Source organism: Virgibacillus siamensis (genome assembly GCF_900162695.1).
Lineage (GTDB): Bacteria > Bacillota > Bacilli > Bacillales > Amphibacillaceae > Lentibacillus > Lentibacillus siamensis_A.
Window position 1 is genome coordinate 843173 of the sequence record NZ_FUIH01000007.1, and the last position, 26743, is coordinate 869915.

Below are 26743 nucleotides of genomic sequence, written 5' to 3' on the forward strand. Positions count from 1 at the left end.
ATAAAAAGCAAATTAATAGAAGCCTTCAGGGGGAGCCAAACGGCTGAGAGTGAACAAGTTGTTCTTACCCTTTGAACCTGTTAGTTAATACTAGCGTAGGGATGGTGGCTTTTTTTGATGGATTACATTAGCGATGTGAGCGGATTCCCCATCAGGAAGCTTCCCCTTGGCATTGCTTTTTTTGTGTGCAAAAATCATGTTGGCGACCGTGCCGACAGGGAAGGGGAGGCAGATAGTTGTGCAATCGAAGCGTACACTGTTTTTAGTGGAGGTTCCTATTTTTACAGCTTTGGCGCTGTTATTGGATATGATTCCGTTCTTATCTTTTAAAATATGGGCGCAGGGCGGCTCGGTATCGTTTGCTATGATTCCGATATTTATTGTTGCATTCCGCTGGGGGCTGAAAGGCGGTCTTTTATCAGGATTTTTATGGGGAGTTCTGCAAATAATGTTTGGTGCATATATATTGACACCTCTTCAGGGATTTCTTGATTACATTGTGGCATTTACGGTGCTTGGTCTTGCCGGCGCGTTTGCCAAACCGGTTCGAAATGCCATCCGCAAAGGTAATGGAAAGAGCAGTTTTCTGTATATTGCACTTGGTGTTTTTATTGGAACCGGGCTGCGTTTTTTAGCGCATTTTGCTGGTGGGATAGCATTTTTTGCAGAAGCAGCTCCAAAAGGACAACCCGTATGGCTGTATTCGCTGCTTTATAATGGCTCCTATATGCTGCCGTCATTTATTTTGACTGCTGTGCTTGTGTTTCTGTTATTCTATAAGCAACCGAAAACATTAATCGAATCTACCCATTAAAATTATCCGCTCACCATTTTTAGTCCTTTGCATGCAAGGGACTATTTTTCTATACTAAAGAAAGAGGTGATATTAATGAGAGAGTTAATCGGTGCGTGTCAGGCATGCGGGAAAAATGTTTACTGTGAAAATGGCTTTTTTGATGGTGAGCAGATAGACGGCAGGCTGTTATGTAATGATTGTGCCGAAGGGGAAGTATCATCAGATTAAGAAGCTATTAAGAAGGATATTATTTTCGCGCATTTCGTCTGTAATATATAAACCAATAGACCCTCTCCATTGACACCACTCTCCCGTTTTGTGCATAGGCTATAGCACATTCAAAAAAGGAAGTGGTTGCAATGGAGCTGACCATCTCACATTGGTTATACGGTTTATTCACATTGATTATTATACTGACAATGATTTTCCGGAAAGGAGTTGTACTCCCTTCATTACTCGGGACGTTCGTTATTGCTTGGGTATATAATGGAAATATTGTTGATGGGTTTATTTCGATATTTAATGCCAATCTGGTTGCAGCAAAGGAATTGTTTAGCATCTTTTTGATTATTACATTCATGATGGCGCTGCTACATTCGCTCCGTGATCTTGGGGCGGACAGGAAAATGATTCAGCCAATCCAGAAGGTAATGGTCAATGGTCATGTGTCATTTTTTGTTCTGATTGGCGTTACGTATGTCATTTCGTTATTCTTTTGGCCGACACCGGCAGTGCCGCTCATATGTGCATTGCTTGTTCCTGCTGCCATCCGTTCAGGTCTTCCTGCACTTTTGGCTGCGGTTGCCGTAGCACTGGCGGGACAGGGGATGGCGCTGTCATCGGATTATATCGTTCAGGTTGCACCAAGTCTATCAGCAAAATCAGCTGGGATCGATGTTGGTTTAATAACAGATAAAGCACTGGTATTATCTATTATTACGGGAGCAGTAGCAATCGGGCTTGCATATCTGATGTATCGTAAAAGTATCCGTACAAAAAATAGCCCGCAAAATGAAATCGAACTGCAGATGCTCCAAGCTGAAAAAGAATCATCCAATAAAAATCACGCTGTCCATTTGGATACGTGGAGCAAAGTATTCGCCGTACTTGTTCCGGTTTCGCTTTTAGCGGTGGTGATTTTCATGATGTATTCGAAACTGCAGGCTGGCAGGATGAGCGGCTTTGAGGGTGGTGACGGTGCAGCGTTTATCGGTGGTGTAGCAGTTATTCTGCTGTTGTTGTCAACAGTTGCGTTCGGGCGTCATCATGCTCTTGATTATATCAGCAGCCATATTACCGAGGGATTTGTATTTGCATTCAAAGCAATGGGACCGGTTATTCCGATTGCGGGCTTCTTCTTCCTTGGAAGCTCCGACTTTTCAGGAGGAATTTTAGGTGTAGATGAAAATGCGCCAGGACTATTATTTGATTTGGTTCAATCGACACAGCAATTCCTTCCGCAGAGTGCATTGTTTGCTGCCTTTAGTATTCTGATTATCGGTATTATTACCGGACTTGACGGTTCCGGTTTTTCCGGGTTGCCGCTAACCGGTGCGCTCGCTGCATCATTAAGCAGCGGTTCGGTTGATCCCGGTACGCTCGCAGCAATCGGACAAATGGGGTCAATCTGTCCGTGTAGCCTACAACTCTTGATGTGACAACGTTTATTTTTTACTGGTAAAAATATGGTAACAATTATCCTCTTTTGAACTCAAATACTTCTGCCTGTTTGAAATCATTTTCCATATCTAATACAGCTTCCTTTTCCGTACTTGGATATAAATGCGAATACGTGTTTAACGTTGTTGATACTTTCGCATGTCCCAAACGATGTGCAATAACGGAAATAGTTACACCTTTATTAATCAAGTATGAAGCGTGGCTATGCCGCAAATCGTGAATCCGTATTTTTCGAACACCTGACTTGTCAATATACTTCTTGAAATTATGATCCAATGTAGTTTTACCTATCGGACTATAAAACTCACCAAACACCACGTAATCACTCTTAGGGTTGCGTTCAGCCTTCAACAAAGATAATAGTCTCATAATCTGTCTAGGCATCTGTATGCGCCTTATAGCGCCTGTTTTAGTTGTGGTAACAGTTGTACTTGAATTGGACTTGTCTATATTGATTGTATTGTTATCCAGGTCTATATCATTCCACGTTAAAGCGCGCAATTCTCCTTTTCGCATACCGGAGTAATACAGAACCATAAACAATGCATAATACATATCGTTGTCAACCGCATTAATAAACGTTTTAAATTCGTCAAGTGTCCAGTAATCCATATGCTTTGTTGGCGTTCCTTCTATATTCCCCACGTTGCGGGCGGGATTCTTTGTCGTGTATTCCTGCCTGATTGCAAAGTTAAATACAGCAGATAATGACGCATGGATAGCCTTCAAATAATTAATCGAATGTTTATCTATTATTAAATCGTGGAATTGGGTAATGTCACGATTACCGATGCTATTAATCTTTTTATTCGAGAAATGAGGTTTTATGTGCATACGAATAATGCGTTCCCGTGTTTCATATGAGGACGCTTTACGCCTTTTCTTATACCATTGCAAATATTCATCGGCTACATGTTCAAAAAGCGGATCGTTCCAATCAGGCGCATTTAAAATACATTCAGCTTCCGCCCGTTTTGCATCTTTACTCGTCCGAAAACCGCGCCTTTTTACCTGTTTTCCGTTAATTCTTGTTACAAAGTAGTACGTATTTCGTTGTTTATCCTTGTAGACTGACATAATTTTGTACACCCTTTAAATAATTTTCTAAAAGCATATAGTCTAATTTCCCTAAAAGTGGTATACTTCTCAATATAGAAATATTACAGTTATATTACATAAGGGGTTCAGTTAAAAGGAGGAAACCACATGCAAGAAATCGACTTGTTAGAATTTATATCTAAATTAGCAAACGAAACTAATTCATCTGACGCAAAGATCGGATGAACGTTATCGCAGCGTTTATCTCTTCCTCTGATGCAGGTTGACCGTCAATCGTCAACTTGTATTTTTTTCTCAATTCCTCCATACTTAAGCCATGTTCTATATCCATTAACAGTAATCTTTCCTCTGATGTGTAATCTTTATTGTCGGAACGGTCTAGCAAATAATCAACACTCACACCGAAAAAATCCGCGATCTCTTGCAATCGTTGGTTACGCGGTATTCTTTTTGCGTTGTTCTCATAATGAACAATTGACGTTCTATTAATGTTCAATTCGTCTGCTAACTTTTCTTGGGAGATACCTTTTTCCTTCCTTAACTTCTTCAATCGGTCAGAAAAACCCATTTTTATCATCCTTTCTTATCGAGTCTATATTATACCATGAACGTGCGTAATATAAACCTGTTAATTTTATGCACATTTGGTATTGACATGTTACAAAAGGTAACGTATATTATTAAGTAACACGTTACAAAGAGTAACAGGAGGGATAATATTGAGGGATAAGCACATCAAGTTATATGTTGCCCGCAGAGAAAGAGGACTATACCAGAAGGACATAGCGCGTCAATTAGCAATGCACCCACAGTCATATTACGAAAAGGAAAGTGGTAGAAAAGATTTCACATTAAGAGAAGCTAAAATGTTAGCGAAAATTTTCAACTGTACATTAAACGATCTATTCGGGGAGGATGCTTCATGAAAAATGGGGATATACTTACAAATGAAAACGGGATGACTTGCATTTATACGGACAATCCACCAAAACTGACAGATATTGACGTTGTAGAAGAAATAGCAGGGAAACGCATCGAAGAATATATACATAAATGTAATTTAAAAATAACGGATCATTGGGATAACTATCCAGAATATTAAAAGGAGGATTTTAAAATGAGTAAAGTCTCAACATTTAAAAAAGTAAATAGGGTAATTAACAACTTGAAAAACGGGGATATTTTAACGAACATATACGGTCGCACTTGTGTTTTCACAGTAAATAATGCGGGCGTTACATGGATGGAGGATATAGATATATGCCAACAAATTAACGGGGCGGATATTGCGACTTACATCAAAAAACACAAATTAAAAGTAACGGACAACACAGATAATTATATTGATCCAGGAATCGAAGGAGAAGAAAACGTATAAAGATAAGAATAGAGGGCTATTGCAGCCCTCTTATTGTTTTTACAACTTGTATATAATTCCGCACATCATCAGGCGTCATTTCCTGTTCTTCCATTTCTTTAATGAATTTCAACCATTCTCCATTTATCATTTCATTGTCTGGATCATTAAACAAGAAACTCATTTCCACACCGTATATATCGCATAACCGCCTTAATACTTCCATTGTAGCTTCTGCGCCATGTTCAATCTTACCAATATAGGTAAAATGCACATCGGCTCTTTCTGCAACTTCACGCATGGTTAAACCATGCATATCACGCAGCATTTTTAATTTTTCCCCTAACTTCATTGTATCACCCCTTTCTAATCATAGTATAACCGAAATCAAATAAATTTAAAAATCTTTATTTTTCCTGTTGACTTTGGGTATACTATACTGTAGAATAAGAATTAACAAATCAAAGGGGGAAAATAATATGAAACCAGAAATGACCGAAATATCCGTTAAGTTTTTCAATCAACTTACTAGAGAAAACAAAATCATGAAAGAAACATTAAGGGTATACACAAAAACAGAATTAGGCGGGGTGGCACAAAAAGCACTGGACAATATGAAAGAATTGGAAAAGAGGGATAGATAATGATTGGCTGGGCGGTTATTCTGATAGCTATTCTTGTAGTCGTTTTATTTGAAGATATAAATATAAGTAAAGGATGGATGAAAACAATTTTGTTAAGCGTAGTAATTACAAATTTAACTATAGTATTATTAAATATGTGTTGACTTTCCGAATACATTCTGTATAATAAGGGTATACAGTAATTAGAAAGGAGGTACACAATGAACACGCGCCAACTAAGAGCATTACGCACCAAGAAAGGCTACACACAAACGAAATTCGCACAAATACTCAACATAGACCGGACATATTACAACATGATCGAAAACAACAAGAAAGAACCGTCACTAAGATTACTTACTAAAATAGCAAAAGAGTTAAACGTATCAATCAAAAAATTCTTTTAAGGAGTTGTAGAATGTGATTCAAGATAAAGTAGACGCAGTATTACAGGTATTGTTTGTCGCATCGTTGGTATTCTTGTATTTCGTACTTACACATATTTAGGAGGACACAATGAAAAATACACTAATCGCATTACTCGGAACAACACAAATCGCAGCTACATTATTAATTATATTGGAGGTATTAGGATGACACCGAATGACTTTTTAAACAGTTGTTTGCTAGAAGGAATATCCAAAGAGGAGATCGAAAGCGCAGTAAATAAAATGATGGAGGGGTTAAATAATGACACTCAATGATATTAAATGGTTGGCTATGCAGAATCAGAAGGCTTACGACAATTACGGGGTTCTAAGCACGTATCACAATGTATTCAAGGAAATATACCAGGTACACATGACAAACGATTCATTCATCGAATCAGCAGGAGGACACTATGTAACAGTAGAGGGGCAGCGTTTCCGATTCATGCATGACGGAACAGAATACTTTACTTTGGCAGATGACGACACATACGAGGAATTTATGGAACGCTTTTTCCCTGATGTAGACGATGAATCTTTTATAGTAGAATACCAGTCGAACGAACAGAAATTGCAAGCTGTTGGAATGTCTGAAAAAGAATTTGTGGAGGGATAACATGAAAATAAAATTATTTTATGACAGTAAATACAGATACGATTCAATAGCTGAAATGCAAGAAGAAGTGAACGACTTTATTGAATTCAGAGACGTTATTGACATTAAGATTACATCAGAAGGTGCGGAAAACGGACATAGTTACATGATAATGGTTTTGTACAAAGAAACAAGGGGCTTGGATTAAGCCCCTTGCAATACACACCAAATTATTAGGAGGATTTTATATGAGTGAGAAGAAATTAGTTAAAAAGTTAGCAGAAGTAATGAAACAAGTAAAATACATTCAGAAAAAAGGATTTAACAATTTTAATAAGTATAAATATGCAACTGAATCAGATGTACAGGAAAAAATAAGGGAAGTTTTGGCAGAGCAAGAGGTTATTATGTTGCCTGATGTTGTTGAACACACAACCAGAGAACACACTAATCGAAGTGGAAAAACAGAGTACATTGCTACAGTTAAAGTTAAATTTACATTCATTGATGGTGAAACTGGCGAAGAACTTTCGATTCACAGTGCAGGGGAAGGGCAAGACTCAGGAGACAAAGCGGTTTACAAGGCTATCACAGGGGCGCAAAAATACGCATTAATGAAAGCCTTCATGATTCCAACTGGAGACGATCCAGAAGCTGATAACGGAGTTGACGAAAGAAACAGCGGTAAACAAAGTAAATCAAAACAACAAAAACAAGAAACTAATCCATTAAACAGCGAAATCACAACCAAATTTGCAACAGCGATCCAAACAGCAGGCGGGAAAGACGCACTATACGAAAAGCTAGGCAAGTCTAAAAAGGACATGGAAACACTTTTACAATCAGGCAGCAAGAAACAAAAGGAAGGCATGATTAACCAACTTGATACAATCCTGATTGACGGAAAGGGTGCTTAATATGAGTGAACGTTTAAAACATATAAAAGAATTTGTGGAACTAGCCGAATTACCTTATGAGGATATTGTATGGCTTATAGAACAAGTGGAGTTATATGAAGAATGCCGAAAGGACGCAATTAAACTACACCAACAAAACAAATGGTATCGAGAAGCATTAGAAAGTATAGCTAAAGCGACTTCACATAATAAAATGTGGAAGCATACAGCAATTGAAACATTGAAAGATGATGAAAAATGATAACTGAAACGGAATCCCGCGCGAATTTTATAGGCGGTTCAGAAGCTAACATGATATACATGAATTACAACACAAAAACATTTCGTGAATGGTGGAGTAACAAACTTGAAGGCGTTGTACCTGAAACGCCTTCTAATCTCCACATGTCAGTCGGAACTATATTAGAGCATGACATAATCGACCTATACGAATCAATAAACAACGTAACCGGAATTCGTGACGATCAAAAAATAAAAGGAATCGCACGGGCCAACACAGATTATATCCTAAATGATTGCATCATAGACGTAAAGGCATCCAAAAAAGCGTCTGAATGGTTTTCTAAGCAACGAATACCAATACACTACAAAAGACAATTAATCCATTACGCATATGTCTATGGCTTTTCTAAGGGTATGCTTATTGCTTACCAAGTGGACGATGATTTATTGGATAATCCATTCATGGAATTAAGCAGAAATAACCTATACGAGATACCAGTTGAAATAACCGAACAGGATATACAGACACACAAAACTAAAATAGAGTTCTTAGAGTACTGCAAGGGAAATAATATTATGCCGGAGGGGTAGAAAATGAGTGAACGGTTGGAGAGATTCAGAAATTCAGTATTAATAAATGATAAGACTGATTACATGGGAGTCAATATAACAACAGTACGTACTAATTCAGCCCTATATGTATGCAGGCATGCTGAACAACTCGAATCCGAAAATGAACGGTTGCGAAAAACACTAAAACAAATCCAATTAAAAGCAGCATCACCCGGATTGCATTTTATTGACAGATTAACCGATATTCAAAAATTAGCGAAAATGGAGGAATCGGAATGAGTAAGGTTAAGTTGACGGAATATGAAGCGAAGATAGTAAAGGATTTTGAAAAGGACTACGATTCATACGGGAATGTTCCAATGTCTAAAATAGTTGATGCGTTGTGTAACGGCTATGAAGTAGAACCGGAGTATAAAGTCGGGGATTATGTAACAAGAATAATTACTGGGCAGAATGCTCGCCCACAAGATGATAAAAATCTACTAGAAGGCAGAACGTTTGTAATAAGTGAGGTTGCTGATGATTTTGTTACCGATGAGGGTGGAATGAAGCATTTAATGTGGAATATCCGCCACGCCACCGAATCTGAAATAGCAGAAGAAAAAGAACGTAGATGGTGGGCGGAATATGGCAGGGGGGTTAAAGAATATAAAAAGGGCGATATTTTCAAACATGGAACACAAATATTTGAGGTACTAAGGATTGATGAAAGTGTTAATTATTCAGTTAAATTTTTAAACGAGTACGAAAATATTGATGGAGTACATCCAGATGCTATACAAATACTTTGCTTTGCAGAAAATCGCGTGGATTGGGGTGAGGGTGAATGATAGACAATAGATTAATAAACAAGGATTTAGAAAACGAACTGCTAGACGTGATAAAAGGGCATATACAAGACGGTGAAAAGCCATCTAAAATCATTTGTACTTTGACAGAATTACTGGGTATAGCTACAGATGAAACGTTTAGAGACTTTGAATTAACCGAACGTGAGGAGGACGACAAAATATGAGTGAACGTTTAAAACATATAAAAGAATTTGTGGAACTAGCCGAATTACCTTATGAGGATATTGTATGGCTTATCGAACAAGCAGAACGCGGCGAACAACTCGAATCCGAAAATGAACGGTTGCGGAATAAAAACGATGAATTAATAGGCGTTGTCCGGGATTATACCCATCGAGATAAAAGGGCGTATCGTTTGTATGGCGAATGGATCAAAGAACAGGATAGCGAAACCGAATGAATAACCATTACTACACCGAATTACTAAAGATACTCGACTACAACAAGCAACTAGGCTACACCAAAATAGAGATAGACATAGACAAATTAGAGGAACTGATCAGGGCGCTGCAATAGCGCCTATTATTTTATCTTATATCTATTAAACTATCTCGATAAGTAAATACTATCAATTATTTTCTACAAAGTATAGTTTTTAGTAGAATTGTATGATACAATATAATCAAATGTTATGAAAGGTGGTCAACACAATATGGAATTGATAACAAGTAGAGAGTTGTCAGAAACACTGCAAGTAACGGAGATGACGCTATGGAGATGGAGAGAGCAAGGGATGCCGTGTAGACGACTTGGCAGTAGAACCATACGCTACGAACTGGACAAGGTAATGAATTGGCTAGAAAACGGAAAATAAGGAGGGAGGGAATATGTCAACAGGTGGTTTTTTCAAAATGAGCCGTGAAGTATTTGAAAATCCAATATGGAACGATGTACCGAAATTCAGGATTTTCTTTTATATTGTCGGTCAAGCAGTATTCGCAGAAGAAGGGGTTAACAAAGCAGGAATTAAAATAGAAAGAGGTCAATATCTTAGATCGTACCGAAATTTAAGAAGTGATTTGGAATATGTTGAGAATCGCTCTATTAAAAAATATTCACTTTCACTGATTAAGAAGAAAATCGAACAGTTAGTTAAAGAAGAACGATTGAAAATTGAAGATACCGAACTGGGAACACTCTTCACAGTGGTGAACTATGCGTCATATCAAGGTTTTTACGACACAAAAACAAACAATGAGAACGCAGAAAGAACGGAGAGAGAACGGAACGAGAACGGAGAGAGAACAGAACGAGAACAGAACGAGAACAATAATAATAATGTTAATAAGGCTAATAAAGAAAATAAGGTTAAGAAAGAGAGACATCTCGACTACGTACTGTTAACTGACAAAGAATATAAACGATTAATTGACGACTACGGTAAAAGTGTAATTGATTCTAAGATTGAGGATTTAAACAATTACATTGGTTCATCAGGCAGAAAATACAAAGACCATAATTTGACATTGAGGAAGTTTCTTAAAAGCGATGGGATTCAGAAGATCGAGAAAAAAACTAAGCAAGATGTAAAAGACGAAATAAAGGGATATATAAAAGAGATAGATTCGGCACTTGCTATGGGAGATGATTATTGGAGTATGCAACCAGATAAATATAAAGAACTATTAGAAGAGAGGGAACAACTTGCAAAACAACTTTGAAATCATAAAAGACAAGGTTCAATTATTCGGAGTATTGGACGATGAATTAGACTTAAAAAAGAGCGGACGAGTATACAAAACCAATTGCCCGTTTCATGATGAACGCACACCGTCATTTACTTACTTTCCTGAAACAGACACATATCATTGTTTTGGGTGCGGTTCAGGTGGAACGGTAGTTGATTACGTTATGCAGCGTGAATCAATCAAAGAACCATATGAAGCGGTTGAATATATGGCAGACAAACACAATATTCAATTAGCCGGATTCGATAAAGAAGTCATTAAACGGAAAAAGGACATTGTAAAGAAAAACAGATCAACAGCATTAGAACATTACAAAAACGTCAAACAAGCTGAATCGTTTTTACTGGACAGGGGATTCAATCAAGAAACCATTAAGAAATTCGGAATCGGGTTCAATATGCAAGCGAACGCTATTACAATACCTTACCTGGACACATACGGTAATGTGGTAGGTGAAACATACAGAAACTTAGACGATGATAAACCGAAATACGTAAACAGTAAAGAAGATGACGTATTCAAGAAATCAGAGTTGTTATTCGGACTGGATAAAGCACGAAAGCACATTAAAGATAAAGTATTCATTTCAGAGGGTTATTTTGATGCTATCGCACTTTATCAGATGGGTTACAAGGAATCAGTTGCTTTCTGCGGTTCATATTTGACAGATGGACAAGCTAACCTTTTATCAAAGTATATGACCAAACGAACAAAAATATACCTGATTCCTGATAATGATAAGACGGGATTAAAAAACGTATCACGAAACATTAAAACATTAAGAACAAAGGTGAGTAATCCAATCAGTGTTATACGTTTCCCTGATGGAATAAAGGACGCTAACGATGTATTGCAGTTAGGACAGTCGATTGACCGATTCGGATCGGAACATCACGAGTTATTCATGCTTAAACAAGAATTAGAAGTCTGTCTTGAACAGGTGGACGAGTACGAGGTTGCCAAGAAATTCGTTAAGTATACGCAAAATAAAATGATACGGGCTGAAATGGCTGATTATCTAGCAGAACGGTGGAACAAATCAAAATCACTTGTATTAGATTACATGGAAACAGAAGAAGCAACCATCGACAAAGAAAAAGACTTACAAAGTTTCAGCGACATTAGAGATAAATTTAAGAAACAAGCATTAGAAGGTGTAGCAGCAAAGGTTTTTTTTAACTTACAAAAACCGGACGAAAAAGTTAAAGGAATGAAAAAGACAGAAGTTGCTTATATGTTAGGTCGAGCCGGTTCAGGTAAAACTACTTTTGTATTAAATTTCATCCACAATATTGTTTTTAAACAAGAAAAAAATGTGATGTTCAACTCTTTGGAATTAGACGGAGCAAACATAGCACCACAGCTATTACAAATACATTTCGACCAAACAGAAGAAGAAGTCACGAAAATGGTATTAAATGACGAGCCGGCACTTGAACCGATTTACGAGAAGTTAGACAGACATTTTAAAACAGTTGACCGAAGCGGGCAAAGTCTCCAGGATGTAGAAAATTATGCTTTAATGTGCAAAGAAGCAGGTGAACCATTAGACGTTATATTCATTGACTATTTCAGTTATTTAAAGCGTCCGATGCGTAACAGTAGCTATGAAGAGTTTTCAGCTATTGCCCGTGAAATTAAGCAAATGGCGAAACGGTTAAATGTTTTGGTATTCGTATTAGCGCAAACAAACAGAAGTGGTACAGATGGAAGCGAACCTTTGACAATGGATGCAGCTAGAGATACAGGGGCGATCGAGGAAAGCGGGGATTATGTATTAGGTGTATACAGGCCCGCAGCAAAGGCAGAAGTGACAGAAGAAGAAAAACAAGCGAATCCAGACTTTGAACATGAGTATTTCTTGCAGTACCTAAAAAACAGGTGGGGTGGAGTAGGGAAGGATAAACTACACTTTGACCCAAAAACGAAACGGATCACAGACTTTAAGGATTACAAAAAAAGAGTATATTATGGGAGGGCGAAATAATGGCTTTTAGAAGAACAGTCGAGGATAAAAATTATAACGTGATTGGTGTACGGAAGGAAACGGCGAACTCATTTCAAGTGATATTCGATAATTACGAAGAAGAATTTTGGATTGAATTGGACAGAAACGGAATAAACGATCTTATAAAAGCGATAGAAGATGTTAAACAAGAACAATATTATTAGGAGTGATAACATGACAGAATTAGAAACGGAATTTATTTATTTTCGCAAGATGCTAAAAGATAAATTTGAAATAGGGGAACTAGATTCAGATACATTGGATCGGTGCATAAAACAGATTTACGTATTAGGATATGCAGAAGGTAAAAATAAAATGAAAAAACTTTATAATTCTAGTTGACAACCATTCTACTAACCTGTATAATAGGTACTAGATTAAGAGAGGGAGGTTATCCGGTGTATGACGTGGAACAAACAGCAACAACAATCAGAGATGCGATCCGAGACATACCGAAAACATACGAATACAACGAGAAGGACATAAAAAGGCTAGACCAAGAAACACAGGATTTGCTACACTTAGCGGAACTGACGAATTTTAACGCATTCGAGGGTTATAGCATTGCGAAGGAAATTCAAAGCGTGAGACAAGCCCGCAGACAGCTTAAAGACGAAAATGAGATGTTAGTAGAACTACATTCTATCATGAAAGAGTTACAACCATACTTAAAGGATTTGAACAAATCACTTGGCAACATACGCCAGATTAAGAAAAAACACGCAGTCAGGACATACCGATGCAGGGAACGCAAGGACTTACAAGGGAGGATAAGCGGATAATGGATAACAAATTCAAATTCAAACACAGAATGAGCGACACAACTTATTACGCTGAACGAGAAGGCGAAGAAGTAAAAGTAACAGGCGGGGATGGCGGAGAAATAAATTTTAAATTAGAAGCAGCAAGACAATTCGTATCAGATGGTGACTGGACAATCATCCCAGACAATTACGAAGAAACAGGCAAGGAAATAGGTAAGCTAGTAGAAAGCAAGCAAAAACAATATGGCGATAGTTTCGGAAAATCAGGAGACTTTCTCAAGATTTTGTACCCTGACGGAATACAACCCGATCAATACAAGGATATGCTAGCAGTAGTTAGGATATTCGATAAACAGATGCGGATTGCTAACGGGAATCAGGGAGAAGAAAATGCTTTCAGAGATATTGCAGGTTATTCGCTGTTGAGCGTGGGTAAGTCATGACCGGTGTACCTAAACCCAATCATAAGCGCAGGAAACCGAAAAGCAAAGAACGCAACCGAATCAAGCCGGAAGAATATGATAAGGCATTAGAATATTGGGGCGGTTCATGTTTCTGTCAGAATCCGTTTGTTGAGATGCATCACGTTTATTTTCGCAGCAAAGGCGGTCGTGGAACATGGCGCAATTTACACCCTTTATGTCCTACACATCATCGCAACGCACATGAGGATGACGGATTCAGACGACATTTAGAAGTAATGCACAAACGTAAATTCGGAAATCACTACTGGATGGACGAGCACGATCTATATGAAAATGGATTAATCGAAGAACCAACCAAATCAAATATGGAATACTATTTCAATACACAGGAGGAATTATAATGATTAACAATACTACACTTGTTGGACGACTAACTAAGGATTGTGATTTAAGATATTCTCAAAATGGGAAGGCTATTGCAAATTTTAACTTAGCAGTCAACAGGCAATTTAAAAACCAAAACGGAGAACGCGAAGCCGATTTTATAAACATTGTACAATTCGGAAAGGGCGCAGAAGTAACAGCACAATATGTAGGTAAAGGAAGTCAAGTAGGAGTAACCGGACGTATTCAGACACGTAATTACGAAAACAACGAAGGAAAGCGCATTTATGTAACTGAGGTAGTCGCTGAACAAGTTGCCTTTCTGGATTCAAAAGGAGACAACAAACCGAAACAGGAGCAAAAGCCTTTTGGCGGTGCTGAAGAAGTCGATATGAATGATAGCCTGCCATTTTGATTAGGTGGTGTAGAATGATAGACTATACAAAAGCAAGCGACAATCAACTAATCAACATATTCCTTTACGATAAAACATGTCCGGTAGACTATTTTGCCGGACTAGTAAAGGAAATAAATAGTAGACAATTAGTAGATGTATATGCTACAATGGAATTACGATATAGAAAGATGGCACAAATGAAAGATAAGTATTATCACAAATACGATTATCTCAGGCGGTCAAAGCAAAACAAAGAAGTAATAGAACAACTAGAGTTACATAATACTAGATTGCAAGCAGAAGTAAACACATTAAGGCGGAAACTAAGGAGGGCGGGAATTGGCACTAACCATCAAAGAACGAATACAAGCTAAGAACAACGGATTAACCGAAGTTTGCGTAATAAGCAGAATACGCAGGGGATGGAACAGACAAACAGCATTAACTGCACCGAAACGAACGAAACAGCCACGGTCCGAGTGGTGTGAAATAGCAATAAAAAACGGAATATCAGAAAGACTTTTCAATCAGCGAATAGATGCATTAGGATTTACACAGGAAGAAGCAGCGACCACCCCAAAAGGCGGAAGGAGGAACAGCCTGAAAAAGTGGATAGAACTAGCGGAACAAAACGGAATAAGCAAACCAACATTTGACAAGAGAATGTATGCACTGGATTGGGATAAAGAGAAAGCAGCAACCGAACCATTACACACGGAAAGGAGAAAGAACAAATGAAAACATATGCAGTATACTTAGGGGATCACTTTCAATGCATGGGAACAATGGTAGAATGTGCGAGGTATTTAAAAATTACACCAGGCTCATTACGAAACATAAGAAAACACGGACAAGATAAGCCGTATGACCACAGCTATTTCTTTGTAGACGTAACAGACGCTTTGCAGGATGACCCATATTTAAATTTAAATGCAAATGTAGGATGTGAATCTAATAACTTTTTCTAGGAGGGGTATAATGAAAATGCAAACCATCATCACTATAACAGGGAAAGAAATCGAAAATGAAAGTGCTGCCAGGGAATTATACGAATCTGAATATCTGAAAAATATAGTGTTAAAAAAGTACAAAGATGCTATTTCAGGTCTAATGGAAATACCGAAAGAAAGAATTGAAATTGAATTAAAAGAGGTGGAGTAATGAACTACCAAGATATAGTATTCAACGATACACCGACAAACTTAAACAAGCTGACACGACAGATAGAAGAATGGGCGATTGATCGAGATTTAGACAAAGGCGATACAAGCAAGCAAATAATAAAAATTTACGAGGAAGCGGGCGAATTGGCAAGGTCATATATACGTGGAGATAAAAAGCAAATGGAGGACGATTACGGGGATATATTCATCACGATAGCAATATCAGCTATGCAAAACGGACTGGACATAAGGGATTGCATCAGCAAGGCTTATCAGGAAATATCAGGACGTGACGGAAAAATAAAGGATGGAGTTTTCGTGAAAGAAAGTGATTTAGCATGACACAAGACGAGCGCAACTCAATCATAGAACAGCTATCACTAATAACAGGGTACAACACAACGGTATTTGAAAAGCTAGACGATACACAATTGGAAAAGGAGTTGGCGGAACATTATGCATGACGCGGAAAAGCAACTATACGATGAGGAATTTATGCACCTGCATCGGATCAATGCGGAATTAGGAGAAGTTAATCAGAAATTGAACAAAGAAAATAGCAGATGGGCTCTATATTCGGTGGTAATCACTCTATTATTTCTAGTTACGGTGTTTGTATGATTAAGTTTACTATACCTGGGGATTGTGTAGCGCAAGGAAGGCCCAGAGCAGTAAGAATGGGCAAAGGCATCAGGCTATACGATCCGAAAACATCACGTGATTACAAAACATATGTAGCACGAATAGCGCAGGAATATGCGCCAAAAGAACCGATTGAAACAACTTTATTCGTAAATCTAGTAATCTACCGACAAATACCGAAATCGACAAGCAAGAAGAAACGAGAACAAATGTTATCCGGTGAAATCAGACCGACAGTTAAGCCCGACATTGACAATTTAAGCAAGGGTATTCTTGATTCACTTAACGGGATAATCTATAAAGATGATTCGCAAATTGTAGAATTGAACGCTACAAAATATTATTCAGACAGTCCACGCGCTGAAATTGAGATAATTGAAAAGTGGTGATTAGGTGGAACTACAAAAAATATCCGAAATGATTTTAAAAACAAGTACTAGAATAGATAACGCCACAGTTACTATATACAAGCTAGCCAAAGAACGCAGCGAAACAGAATACGAATACCGCAAAGCATTAGGACAGGAAATAGCACGATTAAAGGCAGAAGGAACGCCAGTAAGCATAATAGGAGACATTGCCAGAGGAAACACAGCAGAGCTCAAATTAAAGCGTGATATGGCTGATAGCATGTATACATCAGCCAGGGATAGTATGAAGGCATTGCAAAGTGAACTGAGCGGATTACAGAGCATATATAAAGTTCAATCGGAGGTATGACATGAACAAATACATGTATGAATGCATCAAGTGCAATGAGATATTTAAAAGCTACAACCCGAAACCAAAATATTGTTCTAAAAAATGTAAAGATGAATATTCAAAACAAAAAATAAAAACTGATGAGATTAAAAGACTATACAAAGAAGGTCATACGCAGTTGGAAATAGCCACGAAGTTAGGCGCAACGCAAAAGATTATATATTCAAGAATGAAAGAAGAAGGAATTAAAGCAAGAACACCAAAGAAAAGGAATCAGTTTGGAAAAAATAACTCGTATTGGAAAAATGGGATAATTAAGGATAAGGGGTATGTTTTAGAGAAAACACCAGGGCATCCCAGGGCATCTAAGGTAGGAGATTACGTTTATCAACACGTACTGATAATGGAAAGGCATTTAGGTAGACGTTTAAATTGGAACGGAGCGGATAATCCCGACAGCGAAATAGTTCATCATAAAAACGAGATCAAAGACGACAATAGATTGGAAAATTTAGAACTCATGACAATATCTGAACATACAAGGCATCATAATGAAATCAGAAACAGAAAGGGAGTGGTTTGATATGTCAGAGAAAAGTCTAAAATTTTTGGATTTGTTCTCTGGCATTTAGTCGGAGGATTCAGATTAGGCATGGAACAACACGGCCATGAATGCGTTGGTTTTTGTGAAATAGATAAATTCGCAAGGGAATCATATAAAGCAATACACAATACAGAAGGAGAGGAAGAATGGCATGACATCACAAAAGTATCAGACGAGCATATTCGATCACTTAGAGGACGAGTGGACGTTATCTGTGGAGGATTCCCATGCCAAGCTTTTTCAGTTGCTGGGAAACGAGGGGGATTCGATGACGCTAGAGGAACTTTATTCTTTGAAATCGCACGCATCGCTAATATCCTCAAACCACGCTATTTATTCCTTGAGAACGTCAAAGGATTACTCAACCACAACAGCGGGGCTACGTTCGAGGTTATCCTCAGAACCTTGGATGAACTCGGGTATGATGCGGAATGGCAAGTGCTTAACTCTAAAAACTTCGGAGTACCACAAAACAGGGAACGAGTGTTCATTGTCGGATATCTTAGAAACGGAAGTACACGAAAAGTATTTCCTGTCAGACGAAATGACGAACAGATTAATGGGGTACAAGGACAATCAACAAATACCATTACAGCAAGGTATGAAGCGGGGGGGAGCGGATCGTACGTTATTGAAGGTAAACAGCATGCACAAAAAGAAGTCCGGGCAGTATTAACACCTGAAAGAGAAGAAAAACGACAAAACGGCAGACGTTTCAAAGAAGATGGAGAACCGATGTTTACACTAACGAGCCAAGATAGACACGGGATAGCAATTAAAGAAGCAACCAAACAAGGGTACAAAGACGCATACCCTGGCGACAGCGTGAATTTGTCATTACCTAATTCGGAAACAAGGCGAGGGCGAGTGGGAGAGCGAATAGCCAACACATTAGACACCGGATGCCAACAAGGAACGGTAACGGAAGAATTAAAAATCCGAAAACTAACGCCAAAAGAATGTTTTAGATTACAAGGTTTTCCCGATTCAGCATTCGCTAAAGCAGCAGAAGTTAATTCAAACAGCCAATTATATAAACAAGCCGGTAACAGCGTAACAGTAAACGTCATAAGCGCAATAGCAGAACGAATTTAGTAGAATCACAGTATAAAGGGGTGTAGCACATGGAATGGGTAGACAAGCTGATAATCGAATACGAGCAGGGCAGGAAGGAACTAAGGCAGATGCATGACAAGCTAGGAGATAGCGAACAAGACGAAAAAGACAAGTCGGAAATCAATTCAATGATTAACGATATGACATTTAGTCTTGAATGGATGAAAACGGGAACGCAGCCCGATATGTATTTAGGGATTGATAAGCACGGTGCATATCAGACGGATCACATAGCTAATATGGACTGGTTTCCTTCATTGGATATTGTTCCAGAACGAAAACTCACCGAACAAGAAAAACAAGATATATTCTTAAAACTTGTGAAGCTATCAGCTAGAGAAAGAGTGTGTTTTGTCCTTAGAGAGGGGTATCTGTGGGAGTTTCATGACATAGCGGAGGAGTTAGGGGTTTCTAAACAAACAGTCCACATCTATTTCAAAAGAGCTAGAAAAAAACTAGGGATTGACAATAAAAAGGAATAAATGCCAGTTTGTCTGACAAAAGTCTGACAGGCGGTGCACTGTGAATACTCTTTTAAAAAGGCGAAGGTGTTTTCGGGAATACGCAATTTTTGGAGGGGGCTATTGCGGGAGTATTCACTCCTAAATAAAAGGAGTTGTAAAAATGATAAACTGGACAGACGAAAAACGAAAGCAAATCATAAATTTAAAAAACCAAAATTTAACATGGGCTGCAATATCTGAACAAATGTCAGCAGTACATGATGAACGATATACAATAGAGCAATGCAGAAGTCAATACAGGAACAACAAAGACAGATTACTACACGATACACCACAACAACCAGAACCACAATATAAAAGCACATTCGAACGCAAATCAGACGGAACAGAAGTAAGCGACACGCTGATTAAGATTTCACAAGACAGATTGAAGGACAATGACTATATACTGAAAGCGCATGGGTATGACCCAGACGAGTGGGAAATATCATCACATCAATTCAGCATGTGGAATCACTTTAACAAGGAAATGGACAACCCTAAAGTATTATACGCATCCAAAGTGAAGGTTATACCTAAAAAAGACAAGTTTTCTCTTGATAAGCTGTTAGAAAGTGTTAAACAAGTACCTGAAGTAAACATACAACCAGTACATACCAGAGAACAGTCATACTTGAATATACCGTTAGCGGATATGCACTTTGGTATAGCAACCTATGAGGATTACAAGAAAACGCAGATGATGATATTGGATTTAATCCAAAAAGGACACGAAGAAATACTATTTATAATCGGCAATGATTTGCTACACCATAACGATCACCGGAACAGAACAGCATCAGGACGAGAAATACAACAGGTAGACATTATCGAAGCATGGAACAACGCTAAAATGTTTTATTATCCGTTGCTTGAATATGCGTTGATGCACAGCAACAAAGTAACAGTCCTTTACACCAAGGGGAATCATTCAGAAAGCATGGAATGGACATTCGTACAGATGCTTAAAGAACGGTTTACACAAATACATTTTGATGATGAATTCAAAGAACGAAAAGTTCATATGTTAGGGTTAAACTTTGCAGGTAGTTCGCACGGGGATAAGAAAAAACTGAAGAACCTAACGGAAAACTTTGCGACCGAGTTTCCTTATGAGTGGAGTATCGCATCAACAAGAACGGTATTCAGCGGACACCTGCACCACGAATTAGTGCTAGATAAAGGCGGGGTTATACATCGTCAACTGCCATCAGGAGTTAATCCTGATACGTGGCATTCAGAAATGGGTTACACAACATCACACAGAAGATTCCAGGTGTTTGAATACGATTACGAATCCGAAAGATGCATCTATTATGTATAGGCGGTGTAGAATATGAATCTAACTCCAATAGAAATTGTTGTGCTGATCGTAATTGCTACATCGTTGATACTGTTCACAATCGAATTAGTATGGCAGCGTGAAGAATTAGACGAGCAGACGAAACACATTGACGAATTGGCGGAAGAAATTAAAAAGTTAAGGAGTGAGTAATCATGTCAGAATTCGTAAGCTATGTATATGTCAGACTACTAGATATGGGATATGCCCCAGACAGCGAAGAAGTGGAAAAGATAGTCGAATTAATTGAGGCGATTGAAGGCGAACCATTCACAGAATCGGAAGTAGCGCACGACTTATATTTCGGCTTACGTCTGCATGGTTATACTGCTACCGATATGGAATGTAAGATAATAGCCGGAATTGTATTTGATTACCTGCAAGAAAAAGGGCAAGTGGAATATACTATTGTTATAGATGAGGACGAAATACATGGTTGATATATTAAACGCGATAGCATCGTTGTTTTTCTATTCGCTTATAGTGTTGGGTGGATTGTTCTTGTTAGCTATGACGATATTCACGGGATTTGTACTATTTCTTTAAAGAGGTGATTAGCATGTGTCCATGTGGTAAAGAAACGTGTGATTGCGGAGAAGATTTCAGCAAGACGCTATACAACTTCATCAAGAGTAAACAAGAGAAGGAAGAAGAACCAATAACATTCATTATGAATAGCTACAATAACCGGCCTGAATAAGCCGTCAATAAACTGTTCCTTAAACAGTAAGCTGATAACTATTGTTTGTACCCGTGTGGAAAGCGGGTATATTTTTTTATTCCCTGCATAACAATATAGCGGGGAGGTGCATCATGTTTGGTGCTAACATAGAAGTAATAACAGAAGATGAATATCATATCTTATTTAGAATATCCTGGTACTTTAACGGGGAATATAACGAAAAATGGATAACGGAAAGGAAGGACACTTCATGACGGAGTGTCTTTTTTCTGTTCAGGAGGAATGGTGATGATCTAATGGGCAGACCTAATAAATACATTGAATTAGAAATTGAAGATAAATTGGATTTAGTCGAAGGGTGGAAACGTGACGGGTTATCTGATGAACAAATAGCGGGCAACTTAGGCGTTTCTTATACTGTGTTGAAAGAGTGGAAAAAGAAATATCCGCCTTTTGCGACTGCCATAAAAAAGGGTAAAGAAGTTTCAGACTATGAACTAGAAAACACATTGCACAAACGAGCAACGGGTTACTATTACACGGAACAAACAGTCACTAACAAGGGTGATATTGTGGAAATAAAGAAGTATGAGCACCCTAACCCGACATCACTAATATTTGCATTAAAGAATAGACTTCCAAAAAAATACCGCGACAAACAGGAAATAGAACAAACAGGAAATATGAACGTTACATTTGTTGACGACATAGGAACTGATGACGATGCAACGTAAACTATCAGAGTTTATCCCGAAGAAGTTTCATTCAATATGGAAAGCTGCTGTCAATCCTGATGTGCTGAACATTGTATGCAAGGGTGGCAGGGGTAGCGGTAAGTCATCGGACATAGCACATATCATTGTACAAATGCTTATGAGATACCCTGTAAATGCAGTAGGTATACGAAAGTTTGATAATACAATCGAGTTATCCATATTCGAGCAGATTAAGTGGGCCATATCAGAGCAAGGGGTAACACATCTATTTAAAGTGAATAAGTCTCCTATGCGTATCACATACGTTCCTAGAGGTAATTACATTACATTCAGGGGCGCACAAGAACCGGAACGCATCAAGTCATTAAAGAGTGCTAATTTCCCTTTTGCTATTGCGTGGCTAGAGGAAATAGCGGAATTTAAAACAGAAGATGAAGTGACAACCATTACAAACTCATTATTACGTGGTGAATTGGGTGATGGTTTATTTTATAAGTTCTTTTATTCGTATAACCCGCCTAAGAGGAAACAGTCATGGGTTAATAAGAAATATGAAACACAATTCCAACCGGAAAACACTTTCGTACACCATAGCACATATTTGGATAATCCATTCATAGCGGATCAGTTCAAAGAAGAAGCACAAGCAGCTAAAGAACGTAATCTACTAAAATATGAGTGGGAATATCTAGGTAAGGCTATCGGTTCAGGTGTAGTGCCGTTTGATAATCTAAACTTTAGAACGATAACAGATGATGAAGTGAAGGTGTTTGATAACATACGTCAAGGACTGGATTTTGGTTATGCAGTCGATCCGGTATCATTTGTGCGTTGGCATTATGACAAGACGCGGAAACGCATATATGCTATTGATGAGTTTTACGGTGTTAAGTTGAGTAACGCAAAGTTAGCCAAATGGGTAAACAGTAAAGGCTATCACGACACTATGACGATAGCTGATTCAGCAGAACCTAAGAGCATAGCAGAATTAAAAAGTTACGGCATGAGGATTAAAGGTGCCAAGAAAGGCCCGGGAAGTGTTGAATATGGCGAAAAGTGGTTGGATGACTTAGAGGAAATAATCATCGACCCGAAACGCACACCTAACACAGCGAAAGAATTCGAAAACATAGACTACCAGACGGACAAAGACGGTAATCCTAAAGCTAAGTTAGAAGATGCAGACAATCACTCAATAGATAGTACACGCTATGGATTTGAAAACGACATGAAGCAACGTAGTATTTCCATATTGAAGTAAAGGAGGTATAGCGATGTACCCAACAGAACCAACGCACACAGAAGAACTAATCAGCCACATACAGAATCAATCTCCTAAGACACCGGACATTATAAAAGAGTTAATAGACAATCACGACACGTCAGCTATGGAAAACGGTGTACGATACTATTTCAACGATACCGACATAGTAGGCAGAAAGATATACACGTATGAAAATGGCGCTAAGGTAGTAGATAACGATGCTACAAATGAGAAATTACCCGCATCATGGCATAAGCGCCTTGTCGATCAGAAGGTAGGTTATTTAGTTGGTAAGCCTGTAACATTGGCAAGCGACAAGGAAAACGACCCTGCATTGGAACGTATACAAGAAATTATAGGCGATGAATTTGACGACACGATGCCAGAGTTAGTCAAACATGCATCTAATAAGGGAAGGGAGTTCTTGCATCCGTATATAGACGATGAAGGACAATTCGATTACATGATTGTACCCGCACAGGAATGTATACCGATATACACCAAGACAAAGAAACGTGACTTAGAAGCAGTTATACGTTATTACGATGTAGGCGACATTAAGAAAATCGAATTATGGGATAGTGAGCAGGTAACGTATTATGAGGAAATAGACGGCAAAGTACATTATGATGCCGGAGTAGAACAGAATCCGCAGTCACACTTTTATTATGGGAATAAAGGCTATGGATGGGGCAAAGTACCGTTTGTTGATTTCCGTAACAACGAGGAATGTATAAGCGACCTGAAGTTTTACAAGCGCCTAATTGATGCATATGAGTTAATCATCAGTAATACAGCTAACACCATTGTAGACGTACAGTCTTTGATATATGTGCTAAAAGGGTATGAAGGTCAAGACTTGGATGAGTTCATGACTAATCTTAAGAAATACAAGGCTATTAGCGTATCGGATGAACCAGGTAGTGGAGTGGACACATTGCAAGCTGACATACCTGTTAATGCAGTAGATAGCCATGCAGACAGGTTAGAACAGCTTATATATGATGCAGGGCAAGGCGTTAATTTCAGCGCTGACAAGCTAGGAAACAACCCTTCTGGCGTATCATTGAAATTCCTGTACACAGCATTGGATTTAAAGGCTAGCGTCTTAGAACGAAAATTTAGCAAGTCATTACGTGAATTTACATGGTTCATATGTGAGTATTTGTCCATAGCTGAGAATGTGAAAGCAGACTATCAAGACTACACATGGACATTTAATAAATCCATCATCACGAATGAAGCTGAGATAATCAAGAATCTAGGACTATCACAGTCTATGTTATCGGACGAGACTATTCTAACGAATCATCCGTACGTGGACGATGTGCAAGCTGAACTTGACAAACGAAAAGCGCAACAAGACGAGTACATGCAGAACATGCCAGGTGTTGAAGTAAATGAACCAGAATGACATTGAGAAACACTTAGACAATATGCTAACACAGTCCGAACGAGACATAGATAAAGTCTTTGCAGGACGTTTAAAATCATTGCTAGACCTATTAGCTGATATGCATAGAAAGTACGCTGATAATGGATCTATTAGCCGTACAGAGGTATACAAGTATAAACGTTTCGAGAAGGAAATGGAACGCATTAAATTATTGATCCATGATGACTATAAGAAAGTGTATCAGGAAATCAATAAACTAATGAAAGACCAGTATACTGACAATCTATTAATGAGCCTGTTTGTATACGAAATGGCTACACAGCTAGATATGCAAGTAACCATTCCGAGCGCGCGGGTAGTAAGTGAAGCTATACTCAATCCGATAAAAGAGTTGACATTATCATCATTGATGAATCAGCACAGGAACGAGATTGTGCGAAAGATACGGATAGAGTTGGCGCAAGGTATCCAGGCGGGCGAATCATATGGAGAAATGGCTGAACGCCTTGAAAAAGCGGTCAATTTTAGTCGGAGTAAAGCTAGACGAGTGGCTAGAACAGAATCCGGTAGAGTACAAGTTGAATCACGTTTGAAAAGCATCGAAAAAGCTAAAAAAATGATCGAGCCGGATAAACAGGTGGAACAAGCGAAGTCGGACGATAAGCCGGAAACTGATGGCAAGCCGAAAATTGTACGTGATAAGCCATATGGACTGAAACCAGAAGGAAACGAAAGCGCATTTGCAAAGTTTTGGATGGCTGAATTGGATTTACGTACAAGGCGGTCACACAGAAAGCTAGACGGACAGACAGCGGATGATGAGGGGTATTTTCATTATAAGGGTATGAAAGCAAAAGGCCCGTCATTGTGGGCCAACCCCTCCATGACGATTAATTGTCGTTGTGATGTCGGGGTTAAAATAAATGGCAAGATGCCAGACACAAGGCGTGTGCGTGACTACAACGATGCACGCTACCAACAAAGACTGGCAGACAGAATGGACTTTCTCATGGCGGAAGAAGGATTAACAGAAAAACAAGCAGAACGAAAGGCAATGAAACAAGTTTATCCACCAAATATAGTGGAGAAGTACAGATTTTATGAAGATTGGTACAAAGATCAACCAAAGTAATGCGCCTATCAGACTAGCGGTAGGCGTTTTTATTTATATCTTATACCTACGTTGCATGACGTATAACATGCTATCCTATCGAGCACACAAACTCGTAAAACGTGAAGGAGACATAGAATATGAAACGAGATTTTCTTAAAGAACTAGAGTTATCAGATGAACAAATCGAAGCGGTTTTCAAGGAACACGGGAAGGCTGTTAATGAGTACAAAACGAAAGCAGAACAGGTCGACACTCTGCAATCACAAATTGATGACTACAAACAACAGCTAACAGACCGTGACAAACAGCTTAAGGATTTGGAAGGTAAGGCATCAGGTAACGAGGACTTACAGCAACAGATTAAGGACTTACAGAAGGCTAACGATGACGCACAGAAGGAATATGACGAGCAATTACGTCAACAGAAGAAAGAATCTAAATTGGAGTTGCTTCTAAAGGACGTGAAGGCACGTAATCCTAAAGCAGTCAAGGCACTACTGGATAATGACAAGATTAGTCTTGATAACGATAATCTAGTAGGCGTACAAGACCAGATTGACGCACTAAAAGAATCGGACGCTTATTTATTTGAGAGTGACGAACCTAAGTTAAAAGGCAGAGAGCCACATAGCAGCAATCCGAACGAAACAAAGCAAACATTCACGGTGGATGATTTCAAAGGAATGACACCGGAACAAATTAATAAAAATTGGGAAAAGTTGAAAGGATGAA

Annotated in this window: 46 protein-coding genes and 1 riboswitch; of the genes, 43 read left to right on the forward strand and 3 right to left on the reverse strand. The window is 38.5% G+C overall.

Going from position 1 to position 26743, the window contains the following annotated elements:
• Positions 1-18 precede the first annotated feature (18 nt).
• A riboswitch (TPP riboswitch) is annotated at positions 19-119 on the forward strand.
• A gap of 119 nt (positions 120-238) precedes the next feature.
• From thiT to B1K71_RS07840, 3 genes are all read left to right on the forward strand, one after another.
• Complete coding sequence (thiT, locus tag B1K71_RS07835; protein WP_077330121.1) at positions 239-814, forward strand: energy-coupled thiamine transporter ThiT; 576 nt, start codon at positions 239-241, stop codon at positions 812-814.
• 75 nt (positions 815-889) lie between these two features.
• Complete coding sequence (locus B1K71_RS20255) at positions 890-1024, forward strand: hypothetical protein (protein ID WP_281250327.1); 135 nt, start codon at positions 890-892, stop codon at positions 1022-1024.
• 131 nt (positions 1025-1155) lie between these two features.
• Entirely contained in the window at positions 1156-2454 is a 1299-nt protein-coding gene (locus B1K71_RS07840) for a hypothetical protein (protein ID WP_245799206.1), read from the forward strand.
• 37 nt (positions 2455-2491) lie between these two features.
• Here B1K71_RS07840 and B1K71_RS07845 read toward each other — a convergent pair whose 3' ends face one another.
• A complete protein-coding gene (locus tag B1K71_RS07845) occupies positions 2492-3553 on the reverse strand; it encodes a site-specific integrase (RefSeq protein ID WP_077325697.1) in 1062 nt (353 codons plus the stop codon).
• Positions 3554-3731: 178 nt separating this feature from the next.
• Positions 3732-4103, reverse strand: a complete 372-nt coding sequence (locus tag B1K71_RS07850) for a helix-turn-helix domain-containing protein (protein WP_175631865.1) — start codon at positions 4101-4103, stop codon at positions 3732-3734.
• Between the two features lie 151 nt (positions 4104-4254).
• Here B1K71_RS07850 and B1K71_RS20260 point away from each other — a divergent pair, with 151 nt between their 5' ends.
• From B1K71_RS20260 to B1K71_RS07865, 3 genes are read left to right on the forward strand one after another with little or no spacing between them, the layout of a single operon-like run.
• The gene (locus B1K71_RS20260; protein ID WP_281250328.1) at positions 4255-4461 is read left to right on the forward strand and encodes a helix-turn-helix transcriptional regulator; all 207 of its coding nucleotides are present in this window, start codon (positions 4255-4257) and stop codon (positions 4459-4461) included.
• Positions 4458-4637 (forward strand): hypothetical protein, encoded by a 180-nt coding sequence (locus tag B1K71_RS07860; protein ID WP_077325701.1) that lies wholly within the window; start codon positions 4458-4460, stop codon positions 4635-4637. The genes B1K71_RS20260 and B1K71_RS07860 overlap by 4 nt, the downstream gene beginning before the upstream one ends.
• A gap of 15 nt (positions 4638-4652) precedes the next feature.
• Positions 4653-4913, forward strand: a complete 261-nt coding sequence (locus B1K71_RS07865) for a hypothetical protein (protein WP_077325703.1) — start codon at positions 4653-4655, stop codon at positions 4911-4913.
• A 16-nt stretch (positions 4914-4929) separates the two neighbouring features.
• On the opposite strand, the gene B1K71_RS07870 is transcribed toward B1K71_RS07865, so the two are convergent.
• On the reverse strand, positions 4930-5244 hold the full coding sequence (locus tag B1K71_RS07870) for a helix-turn-helix domain-containing protein (protein WP_077325705.1): 315 nt from the start codon (positions 5242-5244) through the stop codon (positions 4930-4932).
• 127 nt (positions 5245-5371) lie between these two features.
• Here B1K71_RS07870 and B1K71_RS19860 point away from each other — a divergent pair, with 127 nt between their 5' ends.
• From B1K71_RS19860 to B1K71_RS08040, 37 genes are all read left to right on the forward strand, one after another.
• A complete protein-coding gene (locus tag B1K71_RS19860; protein WP_175631866.1) occupies positions 5372-5536 on the forward strand; it encodes a hypothetical protein in 165 nt (54 codons plus the stop codon).
• Between the two features lie 200 nt (positions 5537-5736).
• The gene (locus B1K71_RS07875) at positions 5737-5922 is read left to right on the forward strand and encodes a helix-turn-helix domain-containing protein (protein ID WP_077325707.1); all 186 of its coding nucleotides are present in this window, start codon (positions 5737-5739) and stop codon (positions 5920-5922) included.
• Between the two features lie 283 nt (positions 5923-6205).
• Positions 6206-6559, forward strand: a complete 354-nt coding sequence (locus B1K71_RS07880; protein ID WP_077325709.1) for a hypothetical protein — start codon at positions 6206-6208, stop codon at positions 6557-6559.
• 1 nt (position 6560) lies between these two features.
• Complete coding sequence (locus B1K71_RS07885; RefSeq protein ID WP_077325711.1) at positions 6561-6746, forward strand: hypothetical protein; 186 nt, start codon at positions 6561-6563, stop codon at positions 6744-6746.
• 40 nt (positions 6747-6786) lie between these two features.
• Positions 6787-7455, forward strand: coding sequence for an ERF family protein (locus B1K71_RS07890; RefSeq protein WP_077325713.1), 669 nt, complete (start codon positions 6787-6789; stop codon positions 7453-7455).
• A 1-nt stretch (position 7456) separates the two neighbouring features.
• A complete protein-coding gene (locus B1K71_RS07895; protein ID WP_077325715.1) occupies positions 7457-7696 on the forward strand; it encodes a hypothetical protein in 240 nt (79 codons plus the stop codon).
• Positions 7693-8268: a hypothetical protein gene (locus B1K71_RS07900; RefSeq protein ID WP_077325717.1), complete on the forward strand. Its 576-nt coding sequence runs from the start codon at positions 7693-7695 to the stop codon at positions 8266-8268. Before B1K71_RS07895 ends, B1K71_RS07900 begins: the two co-directional genes overlap by 4 nt.
• A gap of 3 nt (positions 8269-8271) precedes the next feature.
• Positions 8272-8529, forward strand: a complete 258-nt coding sequence (locus B1K71_RS07905; protein WP_077325718.1) for a hypothetical protein — start codon at positions 8272-8274, stop codon at positions 8527-8529.
• Positions 8526-9080: a hypothetical protein gene (locus B1K71_RS07910; protein WP_077325719.1), complete on the forward strand. Its 555-nt coding sequence runs from the start codon at positions 8526-8528 to the stop codon at positions 9078-9080. The genes B1K71_RS07905 and B1K71_RS07910 overlap by 4 nt, the downstream gene beginning before the upstream one ends.
• Positions 9077-9265 (forward strand): hypothetical protein, encoded by a 189-nt coding sequence (locus B1K71_RS07915; RefSeq protein WP_077325721.1) that lies wholly within the window; start codon positions 9077-9079, stop codon positions 9263-9265. The genes B1K71_RS07910 and B1K71_RS07915 overlap by 4 nt, the downstream gene beginning before the upstream one ends.
• Positions 9262-9501, forward strand: coding sequence for a hypothetical protein (locus B1K71_RS07920; protein ID WP_077325723.1), 240 nt, complete (start codon positions 9262-9264; stop codon positions 9499-9501). The genes B1K71_RS07915 and B1K71_RS07920 overlap by 4 nt, the downstream gene beginning before the upstream one ends.
• Before the next feature lie 427 nt (positions 9502-9928).
• The gene (locus tag B1K71_RS07925) at positions 9929-10762 is read left to right on the forward strand and encodes a hypothetical protein (protein WP_077325725.1); all 834 of its coding nucleotides are present in this window, start codon (positions 9929-9931) and stop codon (positions 10760-10762) included.
• Positions 10746-12776, forward strand: coding sequence for a DnaB-like helicase C-terminal domain-containing protein (locus B1K71_RS07930; RefSeq protein WP_077325727.1), 2031 nt, complete (start codon positions 10746-10748; stop codon positions 12774-12776). Before B1K71_RS07925 ends, B1K71_RS07930 begins: the two co-directional genes overlap by 17 nt.
• On the forward strand, positions 12776-12961 hold the full coding sequence (locus B1K71_RS07935; RefSeq protein ID WP_077325729.1) for a hypothetical protein: 186 nt from the start codon (positions 12776-12778) through the stop codon (positions 12959-12961). The genes B1K71_RS07930 and B1K71_RS07935 overlap by 1 nt, the downstream gene beginning before the upstream one ends.
• Before the next feature lie 10 nt (positions 12962-12971).
• On the forward strand, positions 12972-13139 hold the full coding sequence (locus tag B1K71_RS19865; RefSeq protein ID WP_175631867.1) for a hypothetical protein: 168 nt from the start codon (positions 12972-12974) through the stop codon (positions 13137-13139).
• A gap of 56 nt (positions 13140-13195) precedes the next feature.
• Positions 13196-13579, forward strand: coding sequence for a hypothetical protein (locus B1K71_RS07940; RefSeq protein ID WP_077325731.1), 384 nt, complete (start codon positions 13196-13198; stop codon positions 13577-13579).
• Entirely contained in the window at positions 13579-14004 is a 426-nt protein-coding gene (locus B1K71_RS07945; protein ID WP_077325733.1) for a hypothetical protein, read from the forward strand. Before B1K71_RS07940 ends, B1K71_RS07945 begins: the two co-directional genes overlap by 1 nt.
• Positions 14001-14387, forward strand: coding sequence for an HNH endonuclease (locus B1K71_RS07950; RefSeq protein ID WP_077325735.1), 387 nt, complete (start codon positions 14001-14003; stop codon positions 14385-14387). Before B1K71_RS07945 ends, B1K71_RS07950 begins: the two co-directional genes overlap by 4 nt.
• Positions 14387-14785, forward strand: a complete 399-nt coding sequence (locus B1K71_RS07955; protein WP_077325737.1) for a single-stranded DNA-binding protein — start codon at positions 14387-14389, stop codon at positions 14783-14785. The genes B1K71_RS07950 and B1K71_RS07955 overlap by 1 nt, the downstream gene beginning before the upstream one ends.
• Before the next feature lie 14 nt (positions 14786-14799).
• Positions 14800-15141 carry a hypothetical protein gene (locus B1K71_RS07960; protein ID WP_077325739.1) on the forward strand — a complete coding sequence of 114 codons (342 nt, stop codon included), beginning with the start codon at positions 14800-14802 and terminating at the stop codon, positions 15139-15141.
• On the forward strand, positions 15107-15505 hold the full coding sequence (locus tag B1K71_RS07965; RefSeq protein ID WP_077325741.1) for a hypothetical protein: 399 nt from the start codon (positions 15107-15109) through the stop codon (positions 15503-15505). Before B1K71_RS07960 ends, B1K71_RS07965 begins: the two co-directional genes overlap by 35 nt.
• A complete protein-coding gene (locus B1K71_RS07970; RefSeq protein ID WP_077325743.1) occupies positions 15502-15735 on the forward strand; it encodes a hypothetical protein in 234 nt (77 codons plus the stop codon). The genes B1K71_RS07965 and B1K71_RS07970 overlap by 4 nt, the downstream gene beginning before the upstream one ends.
• A gap of 10 nt (positions 15736-15745) precedes the next feature.
• Entirely contained in the window at positions 15746-15928 is a 183-nt protein-coding gene (locus tag B1K71_RS07975) for a hypothetical protein (RefSeq protein ID WP_077325745.1), read from the forward strand.
• Positions 15928-16272: a MazG-like family protein gene (locus B1K71_RS07980; RefSeq protein ID WP_077325747.1), complete on the forward strand. Its 345-nt coding sequence runs from the start codon at positions 15928-15930 to the stop codon at positions 16270-16272. Before B1K71_RS07975 ends, B1K71_RS07980 begins: the two co-directional genes overlap by 1 nt.
• Before the next feature lie 275 nt (positions 16273-16547).
• Positions 16548-16961, forward strand: a complete 414-nt coding sequence (locus B1K71_RS07985; RefSeq protein WP_077325749.1) for a RusA family crossover junction endodeoxyribonuclease — start codon at positions 16548-16550, stop codon at positions 16959-16961.
• 4 nt (positions 16962-16965) lie between these two features.
• Positions 16966-17292 carry a hypothetical protein gene (locus B1K71_RS07990; protein WP_077325751.1) on the forward strand — a complete coding sequence of 109 codons (327 nt, stop codon included), beginning with the start codon at positions 16966-16968 and terminating at the stop codon, positions 17290-17292.
• A gap of 1 nt (position 17293) precedes the next feature.
• On the forward strand, positions 17294-17857 hold the full coding sequence (locus tag B1K71_RS20060; RefSeq protein WP_077325753.1) for an HNH endonuclease signature motif containing protein: 564 nt from the start codon (positions 17294-17296) through the stop codon (positions 17855-17857).
• A gap of 69 nt (positions 17858-17926) precedes the next feature.
• Positions 17927-18973 carry a DNA (cytosine-5-)-methyltransferase gene (dcm, locus tag B1K71_RS08000; RefSeq protein ID WP_175631868.1) on the forward strand — a complete coding sequence of 349 codons (1047 nt, stop codon included), beginning with the start codon at positions 17927-17929 and terminating at the stop codon, positions 18971-18973.
• 29 nt (positions 18974-19002) lie between these two features.
• Positions 19003-19476, forward strand: a complete 474-nt coding sequence (locus B1K71_RS08005; RefSeq protein ID WP_077325755.1) for a sigma factor-like helix-turn-helix DNA-binding protein — start codon at positions 19003-19005, stop codon at positions 19474-19476.
• A 142-nt stretch (positions 19477-19618) separates the two neighbouring features.
• A complete protein-coding gene (locus B1K71_RS08010; RefSeq protein WP_077325757.1) occupies positions 19619-20821 on the forward strand; it encodes a hypothetical protein in 1203 nt (400 codons plus the stop codon).
• Positions 20822-20833: 12 nt separating this feature from the next.
• Positions 20834-20992, forward strand: a complete 159-nt coding sequence (locus tag B1K71_RS19870; protein WP_175631869.1) for a hypothetical protein — start codon at positions 20834-20836, stop codon at positions 20990-20992.
• Between the two features lie 2 nt (positions 20993-20994).
• Complete coding sequence (locus tag B1K71_RS08015) at positions 20995-21279, forward strand: hypothetical protein (RefSeq protein ID WP_077325759.1); 285 nt, start codon at positions 20995-20997, stop codon at positions 21277-21279.
• A gap of 538 nt (positions 21280-21817) precedes the next feature.
• Complete coding sequence (locus B1K71_RS08020; RefSeq protein ID WP_077325761.1) at positions 21818-22255, forward strand: HNH endonuclease; 438 nt, start codon at positions 21818-21820, stop codon at positions 22253-22255.
• Positions 22239-23498: a PBSX family phage terminase large subunit gene (locus B1K71_RS08025; protein WP_077325763.1), complete on the forward strand. Its 1260-nt coding sequence runs from the start codon at positions 22239-22241 to the stop codon at positions 23496-23498. Before B1K71_RS08020 ends, B1K71_RS08025 begins: the two co-directional genes overlap by 17 nt.
• Before the next feature lie 13 nt (positions 23499-23511).
• Positions 23512-24915 carry a phage portal protein gene (locus B1K71_RS08030; RefSeq protein WP_217697236.1) on the forward strand — a complete coding sequence of 468 codons (1404 nt, stop codon included), beginning with the start codon at positions 23512-23514 and terminating at the stop codon, positions 24913-24915.
• A 79-nt stretch (positions 24916-24994) separates the two neighbouring features.
• Positions 24995-26029 (forward strand): phage minor head protein, encoded by a 1035-nt coding sequence (locus tag B1K71_RS08035; protein ID WP_175631870.1) that lies wholly within the window; start codon positions 24995-24997, stop codon positions 26027-26029.
• 119 nt (positions 26030-26148) lie between these two features.
• Entirely contained in the window at positions 26149-26742 is a 594-nt protein-coding gene (locus tag B1K71_RS08040) for a phage scaffolding protein (RefSeq protein WP_077325769.1), read from the forward strand.
• The last annotated feature ends 1 nt before the right edge of the window (position 26743 follow it).